General features: G+C 32.2%; 18 protein-coding genes and 1 tRNA gene. 6 read left to right on the forward strand and 13 right to left on the reverse strand.

Annotated elements, in window-relative coordinates:
- The 3 genes from HX062_RS15430 (at position 1) to HX062_RS15440 (ending at position 2015) form a co-directional block, all read left to right on the forward strand.
- Positions 1-74, forward strand: a tRNA-Pro gene (locus HX062_RS15430).
- Between the two features lie 299 nt (positions 75-373).
- Complete coding sequence (locus tag HX062_RS15435) at positions 374-1636, forward strand: site-specific integrase (protein WP_286468027.1); 1263 nt, start codon at positions 374-376, stop codon at positions 1634-1636.
- 112 nt (positions 1637-1748) lie between these two features.
- Positions 1749-2015: a helix-turn-helix domain-containing protein gene (locus tag HX062_RS15440; RefSeq protein WP_286468028.1), complete on the forward strand. Its 267-nt coding sequence runs from the start codon at positions 1749-1751 to the stop codon at positions 2013-2015.
- Positions 2016-2734: 719 nt separating this feature from the next.
- On the opposite strand, the gene traN is transcribed toward HX062_RS15440, so the two are convergent.
- The 13 genes from traN to HX062_RS15505 all read right to left on the reverse strand — a co-directional run bounded on the left by traN (position 2735) and on the right by HX062_RS15505 (position 12883).
- A complete protein-coding gene (gene traN, locus HX062_RS15445) occupies positions 2735-3658 on the reverse strand; it encodes a conjugative transposon protein TraN (protein ID WP_286468029.1) in 924 nt (307 codons plus the stop codon).
- A 28-nt stretch (positions 3659-3686) separates the two neighbouring features.
- A complete protein-coding gene (gene traM / locus HX062_RS15450) occupies positions 3687-4973 on the reverse strand; it encodes a conjugative transposon protein TraM (protein WP_286468030.1) in 1287 nt (428 codons plus the stop codon).
- On the reverse strand, positions 4948-5232 hold the full coding sequence (locus tag HX062_RS15455) for a hypothetical protein (protein ID WP_286468031.1): 285 nt from the start codon (positions 5230-5232) through the stop codon (positions 4948-4950). Before HX062_RS15455 ends, traM begins: the two co-directional genes overlap by 26 nt.
- An 11-nt stretch (positions 5233-5243) precedes the next feature.
- The gene (traK, locus tag HX062_RS15460; RefSeq protein ID WP_286468032.1) at positions 5244-5867 is read right to left on the reverse strand and encodes a conjugative transposon protein TraK; all 624 of its coding nucleotides are present in this window, start codon (positions 5865-5867) and stop codon (positions 5244-5246) included.
- Between the two features lie 29 nt (positions 5868-5896).
- The gene (gene traJ / locus HX062_RS15465; protein WP_286468033.1) at positions 5897-6892 is read right to left on the reverse strand and encodes a conjugative transposon protein TraJ; all 996 of its coding nucleotides are present in this window, start codon (positions 6890-6892) and stop codon (positions 5897-5899) included.
- 2 nt (positions 6893-6894) lie between these two features.
- Positions 6895-7527, reverse strand: coding sequence for a DUF4141 domain-containing protein (locus tag HX062_RS15470; RefSeq protein WP_286468034.1), 633 nt, complete (start codon positions 7525-7527; stop codon positions 6895-6897).
- Between the two features lie 24 nt (positions 7528-7551).
- Positions 7552-10059, reverse strand: a complete 2508-nt coding sequence (locus HX062_RS15475; protein WP_286468035.1) for a TraG family conjugative transposon ATPase — start codon at positions 10057-10059, stop codon at positions 7552-7554.
- Positions 10043-10387, reverse strand: a complete 345-nt coding sequence (locus tag HX062_RS15480; protein ID WP_286468036.1) for a DUF4133 domain-containing protein — start codon at positions 10385-10387, stop codon at positions 10043-10045. The genes HX062_RS15475 and HX062_RS15480 overlap by 17 nt, the downstream gene beginning before the upstream one ends.
- Before the next feature lie 11 nt (positions 10388-10398).
- The gene (locus tag HX062_RS15485; RefSeq protein WP_010254270.1) at positions 10399-10707 is read right to left on the reverse strand and encodes a DUF4134 domain-containing protein; all 309 of its coding nucleotides are present in this window, start codon (positions 10705-10707) and stop codon (positions 10399-10401) included.
- Between the two features lie 167 nt (positions 10708-10874).
- Complete coding sequence (locus HX062_RS15490; protein ID WP_286468037.1) at positions 10875-11381, reverse strand: hypothetical protein; 507 nt, start codon at positions 11379-11381, stop codon at positions 10875-10877.
- Between the two features lie 3 nt (positions 11382-11384).
- On the reverse strand, positions 11385-11672 hold the full coding sequence (locus tag HX062_RS15495; protein ID WP_286468038.1) for a DUF3408 domain-containing protein: 288 nt from the start codon (positions 11670-11672) through the stop codon (positions 11385-11387).
- The gene (locus HX062_RS15500; RefSeq protein ID WP_286468039.1) at positions 11672-12103 is read right to left on the reverse strand and encodes a DUF3408 domain-containing protein; all 432 of its coding nucleotides are present in this window, start codon (positions 12101-12103) and stop codon (positions 11672-11674) included. The genes HX062_RS15495 and HX062_RS15500 overlap by 1 nt, the downstream gene beginning before the upstream one ends.
- 12 nt (positions 12104-12115) lie before the next feature.
- Positions 12116-12883 carry a ParA family protein gene (locus tag HX062_RS15505; RefSeq protein ID WP_286468040.1) on the reverse strand — a complete coding sequence of 256 codons (768 nt, stop codon included), beginning with the start codon at positions 12881-12883 and terminating at the stop codon, positions 12116-12118.
- A gap of 894 nt (positions 12884-13777) precedes the next feature.
- Between HX062_RS15505 and HX062_RS15510 the strand changes: the two genes are divergently transcribed.
- The 3 genes from HX062_RS15510 (at position 13778) to HX062_RS15520 (ending at position 17174) form a co-directional block, all read left to right on the forward strand.
- Positions 13778-15355: a hypothetical protein gene (locus tag HX062_RS15510; RefSeq protein ID WP_286468042.1), complete on the forward strand. Its 1578-nt coding sequence runs from the start codon at positions 13778-13780 to the stop codon at positions 15353-15355.
- A 212-nt stretch (positions 15356-15567) separates the two neighbouring features.
- Positions 15568-16092: a DUF4365 domain-containing protein gene (locus HX062_RS15515; protein WP_286468043.1), complete on the forward strand. Its 525-nt coding sequence runs from the start codon at positions 15568-15570 to the stop codon at positions 16090-16092.
- Complete coding sequence (locus HX062_RS15520; RefSeq protein ID WP_286468044.1) at positions 16089-17174, forward strand: hypothetical protein; 1086 nt, start codon at positions 16089-16091, stop codon at positions 17172-17174. The genes HX062_RS15515 and HX062_RS15520 overlap by 4 nt, the downstream gene beginning before the upstream one ends.
- Positions 17175-17611 lie beyond the last annotated feature (437 nt).

Consider the following 17611-nt stretch of genomic DNA (forward strand, 5'->3'; position numbering starts at 1 on the left):
GGGGTGTAGCGTAGCCCGGTCATCGCGCCTGGTTTGGGACCAGGAGGTCGCAGGTTCGAATCCTGCCACCCCGACTTTTAGGGTGTCAGAATGTGCCTAAATCCGTAAGTATCAATTACTTACGGATTTTTTTATTTTTAAATGTATCATAATAATCCATAGTAAATCAATCTAAATGTGAGCTATTAGGTGAGCTATTTTTAAAAGGTAAATTAGCTCACCGAATCGAGTTTAACTATTTGTATTTCAGTAAATTAAATACAATTTATTATAGTTTAATTCAGTGCTTTTTGGTCTTGTTTGTGTACTATTCAGGTGAGTAGTTTTTTAAAACCATATCAAAACAGTTCGGTTAACATTAAAATAGATTGATATGAAAACAAAAAACACATTTGGAATACACTTTATTATACGTGTTTCTAATTCAAACAAAACAGCTCCATCCCTTATATATGCAAGGATAACGGTAAATGGACAACGAACAGAAATTTCTTTAAAATTAAAAATATCCCCTACTTCTTGGGATAATATTAAAGGAAAAGCGAAGGGCAAAAGTGAAGACACGGTTCGAATCAACGCACATATTGAGCGAGTACGTTCTCTCATTACAGATACCTATCATCAATTAGTCCAACAAAAAAGAGTTGTCTCCATAGGAGCTGTTAAAAATATCTTTCTTGGGCATGATGATACCGAATCATCACTTTTAAAGCTTATAGACTATCACAGAGAGATTGCTACAAATAAATTAGCTTATGGTACACTAAAGAACTATTTCTCTACAGAAAAGTACCTTAAAAGCTATTTGCGTAAAGTACACAATCGAACTGACATCTATTTAAGTGAGATTAACTACAAATTTATCTTTGACTTTGAAAACTTCTTAAGAAACTGCAAACCTATTCATAAACATCAACCATTAAATAACAATGGCATTATGAAACACATTGAAAGATTTAAAAAGTTAATCAACTTAGCTATCACAATGGAATGGATTGAAAAAGATCCCTTTACCAAATACAAACTTCACTTTGAGAAGACAGAAAGAGGGCACTTAACTAAATCTGAACTTGAAATCCTTGTAAACAAGAATTTTGCAATTGAAAGATTACAAGCTGTTCTTGATATGTTTTTGTTTAGTTGTTATACTGGTTTAGCTTATATAGACATCTTTAACTTAACACCACAAAATATAGCTAAAGGAAGTGATGGGAAAGAGTGGATTATATCAAGTAGAGAGAAAACTAAAATACCTGTCAGGGTTCCACTACTCCCTGAAGCCTTAGAGCTAGTTAAAAAGTACAAAGAACATCCTATAGCCTTTGCAAAAGGAAAAGTTTTTCCTGTTATTAGCAACCAACGAATGAATGGTTACTTAAAAGAGATTGCTATTATATGTGAGATAGATAAAAACTTATCCTTTCACTTAGCTAGACATACCTTCGCTACAACTGTTACATTAAATAACGGCGTCCCAATTGAATCTGTAAGTAAAATGCTAGGTCATACTGCCATACAGACTACTCAAATTTATGCTAAAGTATTAGAACATAAGCTAGGTGAAGATATGGATAACTTAAGGGAAAGAAGACTTACTCAAAAAAATCACAAGTACAACTTTGAAAAGTCAAAATAAACCTTCTAAAGACAACAGAACTTAACTAGCACAAATAAATTGTTATTTAGGGTTAGAACTAAGCTTTTAGTAGCTTATAACAAATCAAAACTAACCCTAAATACTATGTATTATGAAAGTAGAATTTATCACAAAAGAAGATCTTGAGATTTTTAAGCAAGAGATTATTACTGAGATAAGAAGGTATAGCCCTTTTAATAGAAAAAAAGATCAACAGATAAAACAATGGATCAAAAGCTATGAAGTAAGAAAGCTTCTTGGTATTTCTCCTGGTACCTTGCAAAATATGAGAATAAATGGTACCATACCCTTTAAGAAGATTGGTGGATTGATATTTTATAGGTATGAAGATATTTTAAAGATGATGGAAGGCGAATGAAATGAATCTCTTGACTATCTAAGAGAATATAACATAAATTGTATTAGTCTGTATTTCTACGATTGCAATCTATCCTCAAATTCAATCTAGTTAAGCCTGATTCAAAACAAAATGAATCAGGTTTTTTTTATTTAAACAATTGTAACAAGTTCATTTCTATGTAAAAACTCTTCACAAGTCAATAAATTGAAAAAATATTGTAAGACAGTCTTACAATATTTTTTTTCGAAGATTATTTATAATTTCTAATTAAATAAAAAAGCTGTCTTAAAATAAACTAAGACAGCTAAAACGTATTTTAATGTTATTCAAATTCCCTATTTTTAAATAACTAGGTAATAAATTTAAAAAAGCTATCTTAATTTATAGATAGCTTTTAATCTTATATCATAAAAAATTTTCAGCCCACCAAAATTTCTTACAATTAGAACAAAAATATATAAATAAATTAAATAAAAAAACAACCATGTTCACTTCCTATGAAATATCATTTTCTCCTAGTACAATCTAATATGTTTTTTAAAAACATCTAAAGAACATGTTTATTTATTTACAATTAATTTTTATTTTTTTATATACTACTTTACTTTTTATTAATTTTACGTCTATAATTCCTATTTTTCATATAATCCTTTTTTAGCATTCATTATATCTGAACTCCTTTAATTACTTTATCTGCACCTTTCCATTTTTTTTCTTGAAGTAATTCAGTATATAAACTATATAATATACCCTTCATCTTTTAGGATCATAGTATCTGAGTCTATTGTAATATAATCTACATTGCTTTTCTGTTTTGATTTTAAAATATCCGCACTCTTAATTTTCAATGTCTGATTTCTTATACCTCTTTTCTCATTAATCTCTATGATTAACATTTGCTTATCAGACAAAGTAAACTGGTCAAACATAAAAATATTATCTTGTTTACTATGACTATTGATAATTTGAAAATCACTATAACTCCTAATTGGTTTTAAAGCTACTTCTTGAATTGTAGTTCGTTTAGTAGTTCTTTTATCTTTAATTTTAAAACTAACGTAGTCGACTGTATATGGTAAATTGCTTTTGTTATTAATAGAGATGTGAAAGTAAAGTTTACCATCTTGGGTATAGATACTTTTTAGCCTTGCTTCTACTGAGTAGTTTTTGCTTTTAATGTTTAGCTCTTTCTTGTTCTTTTTGATGATAGTTTTCATAAAAAGATCAGCTAAACTTGGACTGGTAGTACCTAAATCTTTAAACAGAACTTCACTTTGCTTTTTACTGTTATGTTTTTCAAACTTGGTTAAGTCATAACTTAGTTGTATTGGCTGCTCTTTGTAAGTAGCATTGAAACTATAGTACTTGCCATCGTTTGTAATTACTGTAAAATTCGTTGGTGAAATATCTTCTTTTACGGTTTTTAATCGAAGTACATTTGATGTAGCTTCTACTTTATTGGCTATAATTTCACTACTACCTAAATCCACGTATTCAATACTACTTGGAAGCAGAATATGAGTTGTTTTGTTATGGGTAAGCTCAATTTCATATGGCGTTACCTCAGCATTAGATAAGTTGATAGATTTGGTATTATTTTGGGCGGTTACTGTATTTACTACTAGTAAGCATAGTAACATATATTTAATGATTGTTTTCATAATGATCTGTTTTTTGTGTTATAGATTGTTATTCTTTAGGTACAAGAAACAGCTCTTGTCCTTGTTTTAAAGTTACTCTCTGAGCTTTTACTTTCTTTGAAAAGTATCCTGATACCCCTTGAATGAGGCCTTTGGTTAGATCTCCTGCGATTTGGTCTGAAGCGGATTTGCTCATTGAAATACTCGTTCCCGCTGTTTGTCCCATATTGGCAATGATTTCTTTTGAAGCGCTTATTTCTTGAAGGTCTAATACCTCTAAGCCTTTTTGTCCGTAGTTATCATACCCAATAAGTTCTGTATAAATGATGCTATCGTCAATTTTAATAGAGTTTACAATGAGTTCTAATCGTCCGCCGTTTACTTTGACTTTAGCAATCAGCGTACTTGTTTCAGGTAATAGAGCTCCGTTTATTACAATGCTCTCTAACAGTCTTAGTTTAATATAACCTTCGTTTATAATAACCTGATCTCCTTTGATACTGACTCTTATACTGTTTTTGTGGGTTTGCATTTTACTCTCTCCTTCAGCGGTATAAAAGGTTTTGTTCGTTTCAAGATCGATAGGCAAGAAATCTTGCAAAATCGCTGGCTTTACGAGTGAGGATACAATCTCTTTATTAGATTTATCAACTACAGTTATCACTTGTTTTTTACTTGAGATTGTTTTAGCGCTTATAGCTTGACTTGAGAGTGATAATTCTGTTTGGTTTTGTCCACCTGGTAAATACTTAGCAGCCATCTGAAAAGACTTTTCCATAAGCTCCAATTGATTATCCATGGTAAGAGCAGTTGGAGTATCTTTTTCTTCTAATTGCTTTTCTAACTCTTCTATCTGCTTTTTAAGGCGATCTGTTTCTGGATTTTCAGTACTATCGTAAAAACTACTGAGCACCTCTTGACTTTGTTTATAGTTTTGATAAGAACTTTCGTAGGGCGTATAAGTTGACTCCTGATTATAATCTCGATGAGTATAAGTGCTTGTTGGCACTTCATTCGTATCATTCCAATAATCAGCTAAGGAATGAATCTGACTTTCATTTTCCTGCTTTTTTTGCTCCCAAAGCTCCTTTTCATAAGCTTTGACTTTATCTGTTGGCATCCCCTCAGTTATTGCCTCTGGAACTGAATCATTGTGAGTAATTAGCTCTTTCTCTTCTGGTTTAAACAAAAGATACATAGCTCCTAAAAACACAATACCCATTAAAGCAAAGACAATATGCTTTTTGTGTTTTTCAATGATACCTTGGAACACCTTATTTTCTTTGGGTACTTTCTCTATTTGGTGGGTTTTATTTGATGATTGATCTTGATTCATAGTTCTTATTTTTACTTGTTTGTTGTGATTCTATCTTTTGCCTATCAAGCAAATACTTTACAGGTTTTATATTGCTTCGTGTCTCTTGGTTACTTATTATTTTAGAGGTAAAGCTTGTCTTTACAATAAAAAGGCAAACAATCCCGTAAAGAGTAAAAGCGGTAAGTAATAAAACTCGCTGCCTTTTTACTGAGAGGTTATTCCAATAGATTTGCAGTCTACTGGAATAACTATGTCTTAAAAGTTGTAATTTATTCATGGATTAGTTTTTTAGCGTTTAACAACTTCTAAGTCTTTGTTCTCAACAACTGTAAACTTTTCGATAATAAACCCCTGAGGGTTATTATCAGAGCGAACCGCAGATATGAGTTGACTACTTGTTACAAGATTTCTTTTAGTGAGATTACTTGATCGTATGATATACTGTGTGGCATAGGTCATTGTTTTATACGGATAACTATTAAAGTCTATTTTAATGCTGTCTACCTCAACTCGTTGTTGAATATTTCCTGAGATAACCCGGCTATAGTATCCCTTTTCAAGTAGATCTTTGTAGTAATCAAAGGCACTTTTATCTGCTAGATTAAATGCTCGTTGCATATTACTCTCAATGGCTGCCTTCTCAGGAGAGAGGGTAAAAAACAGCTCATGAAATCGTCTTACATGTTCTCTTGCCTCTACTGGCCTATTTATACTTGCGTCTTGAGACAGGGCAAGCATAAGTGATTTACCCTTGTCAAGCACATAGATTTTCTCTCGTTGATCTTTAGCAAAATCATAACTTTTATAGATAGCAAATCCTACAATTAGTAAGCAAACCGTAGCAAATACAATGGCGTAGAGTCTTATCTGTTTAAAACTGTTTTCTATATTTCGAAGTGATTTAAATTCCATGGTTTATTGATTTTTATAATTTATCATGTCTATTTTTTCATGAGTTTACCTGCGATATTTCCAGCTGCGGCGCCTGCACCTGCTGTTGCCATATTTCCAACTTTCATTACCGTTTGATTCATATTGCGCATAAAGTTTCCTGCTCCACCGGCTTGAATTACCCAGCCTGTTACCGTAGGAATTGTAAAATATCCTACAATGCCAATGATCATAAAGATCACATAGACGGTATTAGAGGTATCGGGGATAAAACTGGAATCTGAAAGCATCTGCATATCTCTTTCGATAATTAGCGATTGAATCTTAGCAAGCATGGCGCTAAATAAATCCGCTACTGGAAGCCAGAGATACACGCTTATGTACCGCGTAAGCCACTGGGTAATTGTAGATTCAAAACCACTCCATATTGAGATGGCAAAAGCAATGGGCCCCAGTATGGAAAGCACCACTAAAAAGAACGTGCGAATCGTATCAATGACAAGGGCTGCGGCTTGAAAAAGCATTTCTAAAAAATCTCTAAAGGCATCTCTAATTACTTTCTGCGTTTCATAAATTCCCTTTTCAATATACATCCCGCTCATGGTTGCTAAATCAGAAGGGGACCAGCCAAGCTCATCAAGCTTTTTGTCAAACTCTTCCTTAGAAACTAAATATGCTGTCTCTGGATTTCTGAGCATGGCTTCTTTTTCTAAAACATCTTTTTGCTGTTGCAAACCCGTTAAATCAATCACTTGATTCTCCAAGATCTGATGTGTCCCTTTAACCACTGGGCTAAGCACCGTGTTTAGGGTTCCAAGTACAAGGGTTGGAAAAAACATAATACAGATACCCAAAGCAAAGGGCCTTAGCATTGGATACACATCAATGGGTTCTGCACTTGCTAAAGCTTGCCATACTTTTAACCCAATATAAAAAAGAGCGCCAAGACCAGCTGCACTTTTAGCTACCCCTGCCATTTCAGCCGAGAGTGGCATCATATCGTAATAGAGGTTTTGTAATACCTCATGTAAATTGCTCTCTCCCATAGCTACCAGTATTTTTGATTGGATGTACCATAGAGATCAAGCACTCTTTGAGTGTTGTTTTTCTTCTTAGCCCTGAGTATACTGATACCAATATTTTTTCTAGTATAATAACTCACTAGATTGTGATAGTCTTTGACCTCATTGTAAACCCTGTCTATTACATCCATGCGCTCTTTATCGTTTAACGAAAGGCTTGAAGCGCTTATAATCTGCTTGAGTTCTATTAAAAGCTCTGTACTTTCATTTAAAAGAATGGCGTAACCATTGGCAATAGCAACAAGCTCCTGAGCAGAAAAATTTGGATCATTAAGCATTTTTCCAAAGTTCTTGACATACAGCTCAGATACATCTCCAACAAGGAGCACTGTCTGTTGTACCTTCCTTGCATCTTTAATCAAATTATTCACCGCCTGTAGCTTGTCATAATACTCTTTGCCTTGTTTATAGACTTTTTCTACTTCTTTAAAATTTTTAATGACATTATCAACCGTGGCAGAAGTTTGAACTATTTCGTTGGCACTATTAACAATACCTTGGGCGAAGTTACCCGGATCATATACAGCCCATTGGGCGTGAATTTGTATGGGTAGCACTAGTAGCACAGCTACCATAACTACTTGAATTAATTTTTTCATTGTGATTGAGTTTTAATTGATTACTTAGTGTGTAGTGTTATTCTCCTGTCTTTTTTGTACCAGGCATTTTATTGCCATTTCTACATTACCATCAAGCTCTTTTGCTAGATTCATCACCTCTAGCTTTTCAGTCTCCTCTGTTGTATAAGTCAAATACTCTGAATAGCTTACTTCCGTAGCGTATACGCTTGAATGAGTTCCTCCAAGACCAATCCATACTTCTTTATAAAGACGATTTGGATTGTTATTTAAGTTAATAGAAAGTATCTGTGCCTTTTCTTTATCAGTCAGACCAAGCATAGCTTGTATGTCATCAAATTTGTTCATGTATTTGCGCTGATCAAGAAGTATTTTACAATCCGAATTATTGATGATACTCTCCTTCACAATTGGGGATTGAATGATATCATCTACCTCTTGGGTAACTACGATTGCTTCTCCAAAGAACTTTCTAACAGTCTTAAACAAATACTTCAAATAATCCGCCATCCCCTCTTTGGCTATGGCTTTCCAAGCCTCTTCAATTAAGATTAATTTACGCTGACCTTTAAGACGTCGCATCTTATTTATAAACACTTCCATGATAATAATAGTCACTATAGGAAAGAGAATTTTGTGATCCTTGATTGCGTCAATTTCAAAAACGATAAAGCGTTTTTTGAGTAAATCAAGCTCACTTTCTGAGTTTAATAAATAGTCATACTCTCCTCCCTTGTAATAGGGTTCAAGCACATTTAAAAAGTTCGCCAGATCAAAGTCTTTTTCTCTAACTTGCTTCTCTTCTAACTCAGCTTTGTAATCAGTTTTGATATACTCATAGAAAGTATTGAAGCTTGGTTTTATATTGCTATTTTGAAGTTTTTGAATATACCCACTAACAGCGTTTGAAAGCGCTACTTCCTCAGCTCGTGAGGGCGGCTGGTCATCCCGCTTCCAAAGCGTTAAGATAAGAGTCTTAATACTCTCTCTTTTTTCTATATCAAACACCCCATCCTCGGTATAAAATGGATTAAAGGCAATTGGGTTTTCTTCGGTGTATGTAAAATACACGCCATCCTCCCCTTTTGTTTTGCCTTTTATTAGCTCGCATAATCCTTGATAGGAGTTGCCTGTATCAACAAGCAAAACATGCGCGTTTTGCTCATAATATTGCCTTACCATATGATTGGTAAAAAAACTCTTACCACTTCCCGATGGTCCCAAGATAAACTTGTTGCGGTTGGTGATAATTCCTTTTTTCATCGGTAGATCTGAGATATCTAGGTGAATCGGTTTACCAGTTAAGCGATCCGCCATCTTTATCCCAAAAGGCGATAGCGAATTTTGATAATTAGTCTCTGCCAAGAAAAAACAAAGTGCAGGCTCAATGAAGGTATAAAAGCTTTCTTCACTGGGAAAGTCTGCGCTATTACCTGGCATACCTGCCCAGTAAAGCGCTGGAGCATCTACTGTATTATGTCTTGGTACGCACTCCATAGAAGCGATTGCACTTCCTGTGTCGTTTTTAAGCTGTTTAAGCTCACTATAATCATCAGACCATGCCATTACATTAAAGTGAGCTTTAATGGTTGTTAATCCTTTACTATGAGCCTCATTTAAGTATTCCTCTATCCACTGTTTGTTGATTTGATTAGCTCTACTGTATCTGGCAAGGGAATGCATATTCTTGGCTGATTTCTCAAACTGCTTTAAATTGTAATCACTGTCCTCTATAAACAAATACTGATTGTAGATGTGATTACAATTAAGCAAGAGTCCAACAGGTGAAGCAAACGACAAAGCCATACTACTTTTATCCGTTGATAGCTTTTCATAGCGAGATAAATACGACACCTCAGTAGGTAAATCATCTGTACTTGAAAGCGTATGTAAAGAGATACGATTATCTCCTACTCTAACCTCATCCGAACTAATAGCAATATCCTGAAGACTTCCTCTTTTAGTTGAACTTAGAGTCAGATACTGCTCTATGAGTCCGCTTCTCTCTTGTGAGCCAATGATGTCTTCTTCAGATAGTTTAATCAAGCGAATCAGTCCACTATCATTAACTATTTTTTCCAGTTGTGTTGTAGCCTCTAAAAAGCTTTGAATGGTATCTTTATCTCTGATTTCTTTTGGAATGAGTTCTCCTCTTGTTAGTGAGGAGAAGTTACTCTGACTTTTGATTCGTTCCTTGGTGGTCTTTGTGATAAAGAGATAACAACTGTGATTCAGATAGGGACGCTCGTTAAAATGTCTTTCAAAGCTTCTACTTAAATAGCTCTGCTGTTCATCTTTAAAATCAGCCTCATAGCTTTCTTTTATAAACCAATCTTGCTTGTGTATTACAGTAAACTCAGGAAGCGTCTTAATAGCCTTATGCCACACGCTGTGAATCGTTTCATATTCTTTATCTGAAATGGTAAATATCTCAGGTAAGATCACTTTATAACAAACTGTTATATCTCCTTGTTTAGAAACCATACAGTTGTTCTCCACCGATAGAATGGGAAACATCCGCTCAAGAGTGTTTGTCTTAGCTGTATTTCTCATAGTTTCTTAGTTTTAAGTTTCTGTGGAAATATCCTCTAACATCTTTTCTTGAAATGATATACTTTGGAAAGTACTTCCTTGCCTGAAGTTTCATAAGGCCATGCTGACCGTATTTCTTGTTTAAGGAAAATACTTTGTAAACAAGATAGCCAGATGTACCAAGGCCAAGGGCTAAACAAATAAGATTGTTTACCCCTGCCATGTACATTACCATAACAAAAATTAAATCAGCTAACAGTCCACCTGCAAAATAAAACAGGTACTGCGCCTTGAGCCCTTTAAACTCCACGCTCGATCCAATGCCTTTATTGATACTATACTTTTTCATAAGCGTATCGTTTAAAGGAAAAATGAACGTAGGATTGTAGCTGCTACAATTAAAAAGATACAAGCCCCAAACCAGCTTGCCGCTGTCTTGCTTGTATCGGGATCACCACTTGAAAATTTGTTGTACACCTTTACCCCGCCTATTAAACCAACCACAGCTCCAATAGCATAGATAAGCTTGGTGGCTGGATCAAAGTATGAGGTAACCATTTGGGTAGCTTCAGTGATCCCTGCAGCTCCGTTTCCCTGAGCCAATAGCGGTAAACTACTAAGAACTAGAAGTAATAAGAAAAGCCTTTGTTTAATTGTTTTTGTTTTCATAAGAATGACATTTAATTAGTTATAATCATGCCCTTTGCATGATACTTTGGTAAATGTCTTTGGAAAACCTTTTAAAGAATGGATTATGGTAGCTTGGGGATGCTCTTGGCGATAAGGTGTAATAAAAAGGCGTTAAGTATAATTTACTATAACGCCTTTAGGCTTCTTTACACAAAATCATTAATATTAAAATCTTCATTATCTATTACTTCTTCCTTTTTTGGTGATTTTGCGCTCAATGACTGGTCTAATAGCTTTGCTATAATTTTAGCTGAATCAGGTAGTGCTTGTTGGAGTAGTTCCAATAACTCTGATCCTTCAATTTTTTGAGCTGTCTTTACTGTAGTCTCATTAATTAACTCTTGTTCGATAGAGTTCACAAAATTATTAAGTTCGTCCATACTAATTCGCTCAGTAAGCTCATTATCTATAGGTTCTAAATTCTTGCTTAGTTCTTTTTCTTCCTCTTCTAAATCAAGTTCATCTTTTGTTTGAGTCGTTAGCGATTGCTTTAGCATAACTGGTTTACTTTCTCCTATAATGCTGATGGGTACATCTTGTTTAAAGAGTAACTCTTCTGTTTTAGATTGGTTCTCTTGTTTAATGGTTTTATTTTTATCTAATAACAGAAAAGCGATAACAAGTACAAGACTGATTATGATAACTATTTCCATAGATTAAAAGATAGGTTTATACTTCTCATTAAATTTCTCTACAATCGTATCTGAAAACTCCTCAAAATGATGAACAAGTAAATTATCTAAATAGGCATAAATAGAAACCTTATCCTCCCCTATTACCTGAACAATACGAATGAGTTTTTCATGAAACTCTGGTCGGATGTAAACCGTTTTTCCATCTCTGGCTCTGGTTGATGTTTCTTTTAAAAAAGTATCAACATAATTCTCTTTGCTCTTAGTTGTTTGTACTTGAGCTGCTTTCCTAAAGTGTTTAAATTTTCTCATTATAAAATAGGTTTAAATTTATCATTAAAATATTGGGTAATCTCTTGGCTGTAATCTTGTAGATGTTGCTTTAAAATATTGTCTAAATAAGAATACAGCGTAGTTTTCTCTTCTTTAGCTAATTGCGTAATGCGAAGTAGTACTTCGTGGTACTCTGGTCGGATGTAAACCACCTTCCCTGCTCTTGTTGATGGAAAGTCATTAATCAAAAAGAGCTCTTGATATTTAGTAATTGCTACTTCTTTCTTTAGTTTCTTCTCTTTTGTCTGTGGTACTTGTTTTTGGATTGCTGGTTCTTCTTTTTCCTCTACGATAGGTTTAACTTGTTTGGTGGACTTAACTTCTATATCACCACTCATTATATTCATTAGGTAGTCTTCATCGAGTAATTCATTTTGAGTTCCCTTTTTTGATGTGTTTTGCTCTTTCATTATATATTAGGATTAAAGATTAGTAATACGTAAAAACTCATCAGCAAACTCCGATAAATTAGTAGCCTTCATAAGGCCTTTATCCGCAGGTAATAGACTTGATCGAAATACATATCTGCCTGTAGCTTCTGTTTCTTTTCTAAAGCGTTTACTGTCTTTTATTCTTGCCTGCATAATAGGAAGGTCTAATTGTTTAATCACAGCCTCATAATTATTATATAATTCAGTTTTCTCCCTTGCATCTACTTGATTCCAAAAAAGCCATAATTCTTGTTTTATAGAGCTCTCTTTACTTTTTGGTAATTCTGCAAAAGCTTTAGTAAAACCTAACGTGCTCTCTACAACTAATCGATCTGCTATTATCGGACTAAAGATGTAATCCATCTGATTTAAAGTTGATAATACGCCTTTGGTGTTAGCTGTTCCTGGCAAATCAAAAAATACTACGTCAAAAGTTTGATCTAATTCTTCCATAGTAGCCTCAGCAACATCTAAAGCATCTTCAACCTTGCACTTAATAATCGAGTAAGCTTTTCTTTTTAATGTTTGAAACTGCCTAATAGCAGCTTGTTTGTAATATTCATTTTGCATGATACTATCCTTATCACGCTCTCGCATATTAACTAAACTGTTCTGAGGAAAATCACAATCCATAACAAGAACATTATAGCCTAATCGATAATGTAACTGACTAGCTAAGAGTGTTGTTAAAGTAGATTTACCTACTCCGCCTTTTTGTGTATAAAAGCTAATTTTTAAAGGTTGTTTTACTGTTTCCATATTGTACATTTTTTAAGGGTTACATAATACATTATGGATAGTTGTAAGTTTTAGATCGTTTAAAACATAGCGTTTTGTTTTGACTAAGTAATACTTGATTCACTACTTCATTATAGTAGTATTTTAAACCTTGTTTTAAACAGGTACTATTTATCAATTAACTGAGCTTATTCAAAATGACACCTCTTACTTTACAAAAACAATGTTTACTTTAAACTTTAGCTTCTTCGTTTTTTTACAACCTTGTAGACAGGTTTTTTTAAACATCATAAACCGTAAAAACTGTTTTATCGTTTCCAAACTTTACGCTTTTAATTTTTTACTAAAAAATCATTTTAAAAAAGCTTTAAAGCGCTATTTAAAAGACAATTACAAAACTTACTTTACTATCTTACGACAAAGAAAGTATATATACAGATTGAAAACTTTAAATGGCATTTTAAGGTTGCACTTGGCATTTTAGTGTCAAATAGTAGGTGATTTACTAATATGAAATCACTATAGATTTTACTTTGTAAAATTGGTGGATTAAGTAATCGAAAGATTACAGCAAGTTATGTTTTGAGGCACTCGAAATTGAGATTCGAGCTTTCAAAACTACTTGCTCTTGCAGAGGGCTGGAAAACTACTCCAAAGTCGTGGTTTTTAGTTGAAATAGTAGATAGACTCAAAATATTGAGTGGTTTACGGATTTCCGTAATAAGATTTGAGGAAGTTTTGATATGTTTGGCTATATTCACATAAGTTAATGCAACAAGATTTTTTACAAAAAACTTATTATATTAGTATCAAGTTTAACAAAATATGCGTATGTTTTTTTCTTAGACTATATTGCATTAGTAAAATAACAATATTATACGACATTTTTCACACAACAACTATAAAATTCACCCAATGAATGAAATAAATAACACTTTTCTAAAATTTTCAAAACGTTCTGAAACTCTAGATGTAGATTATTTAGTCAAAACTTTTGTTAATGTAGGTCCATTATTTACTATTTTATCGAATAAAGAGCACGAAATAGTTTATGGAAGAAGAGGTACTGGAAAAACACACGCATTACTAAATTTAAAAAACAGTATTAATAATGCTAATGAAATATCAGTATATATTGATTTAAGGACAATAGGTTCAAATGGTGGAATTTTTTCTGATTCTTCAATTTCAGTTGTTGAACGAGCAACAAGATTATTGATTGATACAATAACTTTTATAGTAAATAATATTGTTGACACTATCATTTCAGATGAAACAGGAAAATATGATTTAAGTAGAGTAAGCCCAATTGCTGATAAAATATGGGATTCAATTAATGAAATAAAAATTGAAAGTGAAATAGAAAAGACTGAAAATACGGAAGAAAATTCCACTGATTCTACACAAAAGAACAGAAATTTTGAAATTTCAAATAAAGGTGTAAATTATGGTCGCGAAAAAAAAACTGGAATTGGAAGCTCAGTAAAAAAGCTAACTGAATCAAAAATTAAAGGAATTTCAGAGCATAGAATTCATTTTGCAAGTTTATTTTCAAATTTAAAGGAATTTACACAAAAATTAAAAACTGATGTTTGGATTTTAATCGATGAATGGGCAGAAGTACCTCAAGAATTACAACCATATCTTGCTGAATTATTGCGAAGAACAATTTTGCCTAATCCGAATTTTATTTTAAAAATTGCAGCAATTGAACAAAGAACTAACATTTCATTTTCTGATGTAAATTCGAACCGAATAGGAATAGAAATTGGAGCTGACATTGCTACAACGCAGAACTTAGATGAATATATGGTTTTTGATAATGACGAAGAAAAATCTAAAGAATTTTTCAAAGAATTAATTTTCCATCACTTTATAAATACATTTCCAGAATCTACAATCAGAAATGCAGATGAATTAATTTCTATAGGTTTCTCCCAAATAAATTCTTTTACTGAATTTGTAAGATCTTCAGAAGGAATACCAAGAGATGCTATAAACATTCTATCTATAGCTGCTTCAAAAGCAAATGACAACAAAATTTCTATCGAAAATGTAAGAAGTGCAGCACGTACTTGGTATGGTAGAGGGAAAGAAAAAGCAATAACCTCTAACCAAGCTGCTCATAAATTACTATTATGGATAATAGACGAAGTTATAGGCCAAAGATCAGCAAGAGCATTTCTGTTACAAACAAATAAGAAAGATAAAATAATTGATTATCTTTTTGACTCAAGAGTTTTGCACATTATAAAAGAAAATATCTCAGGAAAAGATAAACCTGGCTTGAGATACAATGTTTACTCAATCGATTATGGTTGCTATGTAGATTTATTAAACACCAAAAATGCCCCCAAAGGCCTGTTTGCTGTAATTGATGATTCTGAAGATGATGAAACAGAAATTTATATAGATGTTCCAAAAACAGACTATAGAGCTATTCGACGAGCAATTTTAGATTTAGATGAATTTTATAAACAAATTATTGTATAACAAGGACTTTGCGCAATGGGGGGAAGATTAAAATTTCAATTTTCTGCTTTCTATCTTACAAAAAGTCGATTATATTATCTTTTCTCTTAATTTTAGCAAACTAATTGGCTTTTATTTTATGTGATGGTAATTTGAAGATTTTATTTTCAACTCCCGTCATTGCGTCAAGTCCATACACGTTAAATGGAAGACGACCTTAACATTAATAGATAATGACACTTGAACAACAAAAAGAACAGTTATCAAATAGATTTATAGGTATTTTAGCTATAAATAATGGATATGTAATTGATAAGCCTGAAATGGATTTAGGGGTAGATTATCAATTAAAAAAAACAAGAACATATACAAATCCAGCTGGCAAAACTAGATATACAGTAGACCCAAGATATATTGATATACAATTAAAAGCAACAACAGTTACTTCTATAATTGAAGATGTTGATTCTATAAAATATGATTTAGAAGCTAAAAACTACAACGATATGATTGATAGGATGAGTGATGGAATAGCACCACTTATTTTAATATTGTTTGTTTTACCAGAGCACCAATCAGAATGGGTTGGAATCGATGAAAACGAAATAAAATTACGTAAAAATGCATTTTGGTATCGCCCTAATTTGGATGAAGTGATGACAGTAAATTCATCTACAAAAAGAATTAGTATTCCTAAATCTAATATGCTAAATTTAAATTGTTTTAATAACTTACATTCTGAATTATATCCTTTATGATAAATGATAACATCATATTGTTTTTAAGAAACCGTAGTTGGACCATCAATAACGGCAATGATGTGTATTATAAAGCAATTCCACCTGCAATATTTAATTTTGATGATGATTTTTCAATACTTATACCTAAAAATATTGAAAAAATAGACTTCAATAACTTCATTACAAATACAATTGAAATCCTTTCAGATTTATATGATTTGAATATTGATGATTTAGTTACTATTTTGGCAAAACAGAATTCTGTTTTAAAAGTTCGAATTGATGATAGTCGAACTGAAAAAGGAAAAATTTCTTTGAATAGATTTGAAGAATTAGTTGAAAAAATAAAATTAATTCTTACTGATACTGCTAGTTTTGTAATTGATAAAAATGTTTTTTCTTCAAAAATACCTGATGAGGCAAAGAAGTATGTGAATATGTGCAATTTTATGCAAACTGAAGTTGGTAGTTTTGTTGCTAAATTTCAATTGCCTTCAACTGAAATAATCAAAGAGAGAGAGCTTTTTGATAGAAATGAAATTTATTCTTATGAAATTAATAATAGACTTTTTGATATTTTAAATTATGTTAATGAAAATATTTTTGAAGGTGATATAGTAATTGATGAGGAAATATTAATAGAAAATGAAGAATTTCTTAATGTTAAATTATTAAAAGATATTAAAAGTTTTTATGATAAGGTCGAAATAACTAATTTAGATATTAGTATTCACGATATTAATTCTAGCCAAGAAATTAACAATCAAGTTATTAATAAAGAAAAAATTTCTAAACTTGATAGTTTTGTCAAAGAGCTTGAATCTCAAATAATTGAGACTATTGATTTTAGCTTTAACGGACAAGTTATTGAGTTAAAATCAAAAAATCCTGATGGTAAAAAAAACACAGTAATTATCGCTGGTATTTATAATCATCTACCATTTACTGCAACTGCATCCCTAAATAGCAACGATTACAAAAATGCTATTATTGCACATAGTAATAAATTGGTTGTGAGCATAAATGGTATTATAAAACGTACAAGATCTAAAGGTACTTATAAAGAAATCTATACTTTTTCAATTTTAAATGATAGATAACATAATCGTGCATACAACAAGGGGCCTTAAATGATTGATTTCTCTTAAGCTTGAAGCTTAATTTATATGCCGAAAAAACATAATTGACATGGAATTAAAAAGTTATAAAAATCTTGTAAAAGAGAAACAAAACAACCAAGAACCTATTTTCTATTCTGACCTTCTTAATACACTTGAATGGAAAAATAGATGAAAAGTTATTTTAAATAGAGATAATAATATCTGTACAAAATGTAAAGCTGAACCATCAGAATTCATATGTGGAAAACCTTATAGAAAAACTACGGAAGAAGAAAAAGTAGCAGTTATAAAAAATTATAGAGAAAGTGAAATTGCTAAAAGATGGTTCGCTAGATTTGGAAGGGCACTGTCTCTTAAAGTGTGTAAGTTCAAAAATAAAGCTTGGGTTAGGTTTTACATTAAAGTCTAACCCTTTC

The sequence above is a fragment of the Myroides sp. DF42-4-2 genome (genome assembly GCF_030326445.1).
Lineage (GTDB): Bacteria > Bacteroidota > Bacteroidia > Flavobacteriales > Flavobacteriaceae > Flavobacterium.

Excerpts from the sequence above, each read along its gene's own strand:
- HX062_RS15515 (WP_286468043.1), top strand. The coding sequence starts at position 15,568 with ATGACACTTGAACAACAAAAAGAACAGTTATCAAATAGATTTATAGGT.
- HX062_RS15470 (WP_286468034.1), bottom strand. The coding sequence starts at position 7,527 with ATGAAAAAATTAATTCAAGTAGTTATGGTAGCTGTGCTACTAGTGCTA.
- HX062_RS15440 (WP_286468028.1), top strand. The coding sequence starts at position 1,749 with ATGAAAGTAGAATTTATCACAAAAGAAGATCTTGAGATTTTTAAGCAA.
- HX062_RS15500 (WP_286468039.1), bottom strand. The coding sequence starts at position 12,103 with ATGAAAGAGCAAAACACATCAAAAAAGGGAACTCAAAATGAATTACTC.
- HX062_RS15495 (WP_286468038.1), bottom strand. The coding sequence starts at position 11,672 with ATGAGAAAATTTAAACACTTTAGGAAAGCAGCTCAAGTACAAACAACT.
- HX062_RS15490 (WP_286468037.1), bottom strand. The coding sequence starts at position 11,381 with ATGGAAATAGTTATCATAATCAGTCTTGTACTTGTTATCGCTTTTCTG.
- traM (WP_286468030.1), bottom strand. The coding sequence starts at position 4,973 with ATGAATCAAGATCAATCATCAAATAAAACCCACCAAATAGAGAAAGTA.
- traN (WP_286468029.1), bottom strand. The coding sequence starts at position 3,658 with ATGAAAACAATCATTAAATATATGTTACTATGCTTACTAGTAGTAAAT.
- HX062_RS15485 (WP_010254270.1), bottom strand. The coding sequence starts at position 10,707 with ATGAAAACAAAAACAATTAAACAAAGGCTTTTCTTATTACTTCTAGTT.
- traK (WP_286468032.1), bottom strand. The coding sequence starts at position 5,867 with ATGGAATTTAAATCACTTCGAAATATAGAAAACAGTTTTAAACAGATA.
- HX062_RS15510 (WP_286468042.1), top strand. The coding sequence starts at position 13,778 with ATGAATGAAATAAATAACACTTTTCTAAAATTTTCAAAACGTTCTGAA.
- traJ (WP_286468033.1), bottom strand. The coding sequence starts at position 6,892 with ATGGGAGAGAGCAATTTACATGAGGTATTACAAAACCTCTATTACGAT.
- HX062_RS15475 (WP_286468035.1), bottom strand. The coding sequence starts at position 10,059 with ATGAGAAATACAGCTAAGACAAACACTCTTGAGCGGATGTTTCCCATT.
- HX062_RS15480 (WP_286468036.1), bottom strand. The coding sequence starts at position 10,387 with ATGAAAAAGTATAGTATCAATAAAGGCATTGGATCGAGCGTGGAGTTT.
- HX062_RS15455 (WP_286468031.1), bottom strand. The coding sequence starts at position 5,232 with ATGAATAAATTACAACTTTTAAGACATAGTTATTCCAGTAGACTGCAA.
- HX062_RS15505 (WP_286468040.1), bottom strand. The coding sequence starts at position 12,883 with ATGGAAACAGTAAAACAACCTTTAAAAATTAGCTTTTATACACAAAAA.
- HX062_RS15520 (WP_286468044.1), top strand. The coding sequence starts at position 16,089 with ATGATAAATGATAACATCATATTGTTTTTAAGAAACCGTAGTTGGACC.
- HX062_RS15435 (WP_286468027.1), top strand. The coding sequence starts at position 374 with ATGAAAACAAAAAACACATTTGGAATACACTTTATTATACGTGTTTCT.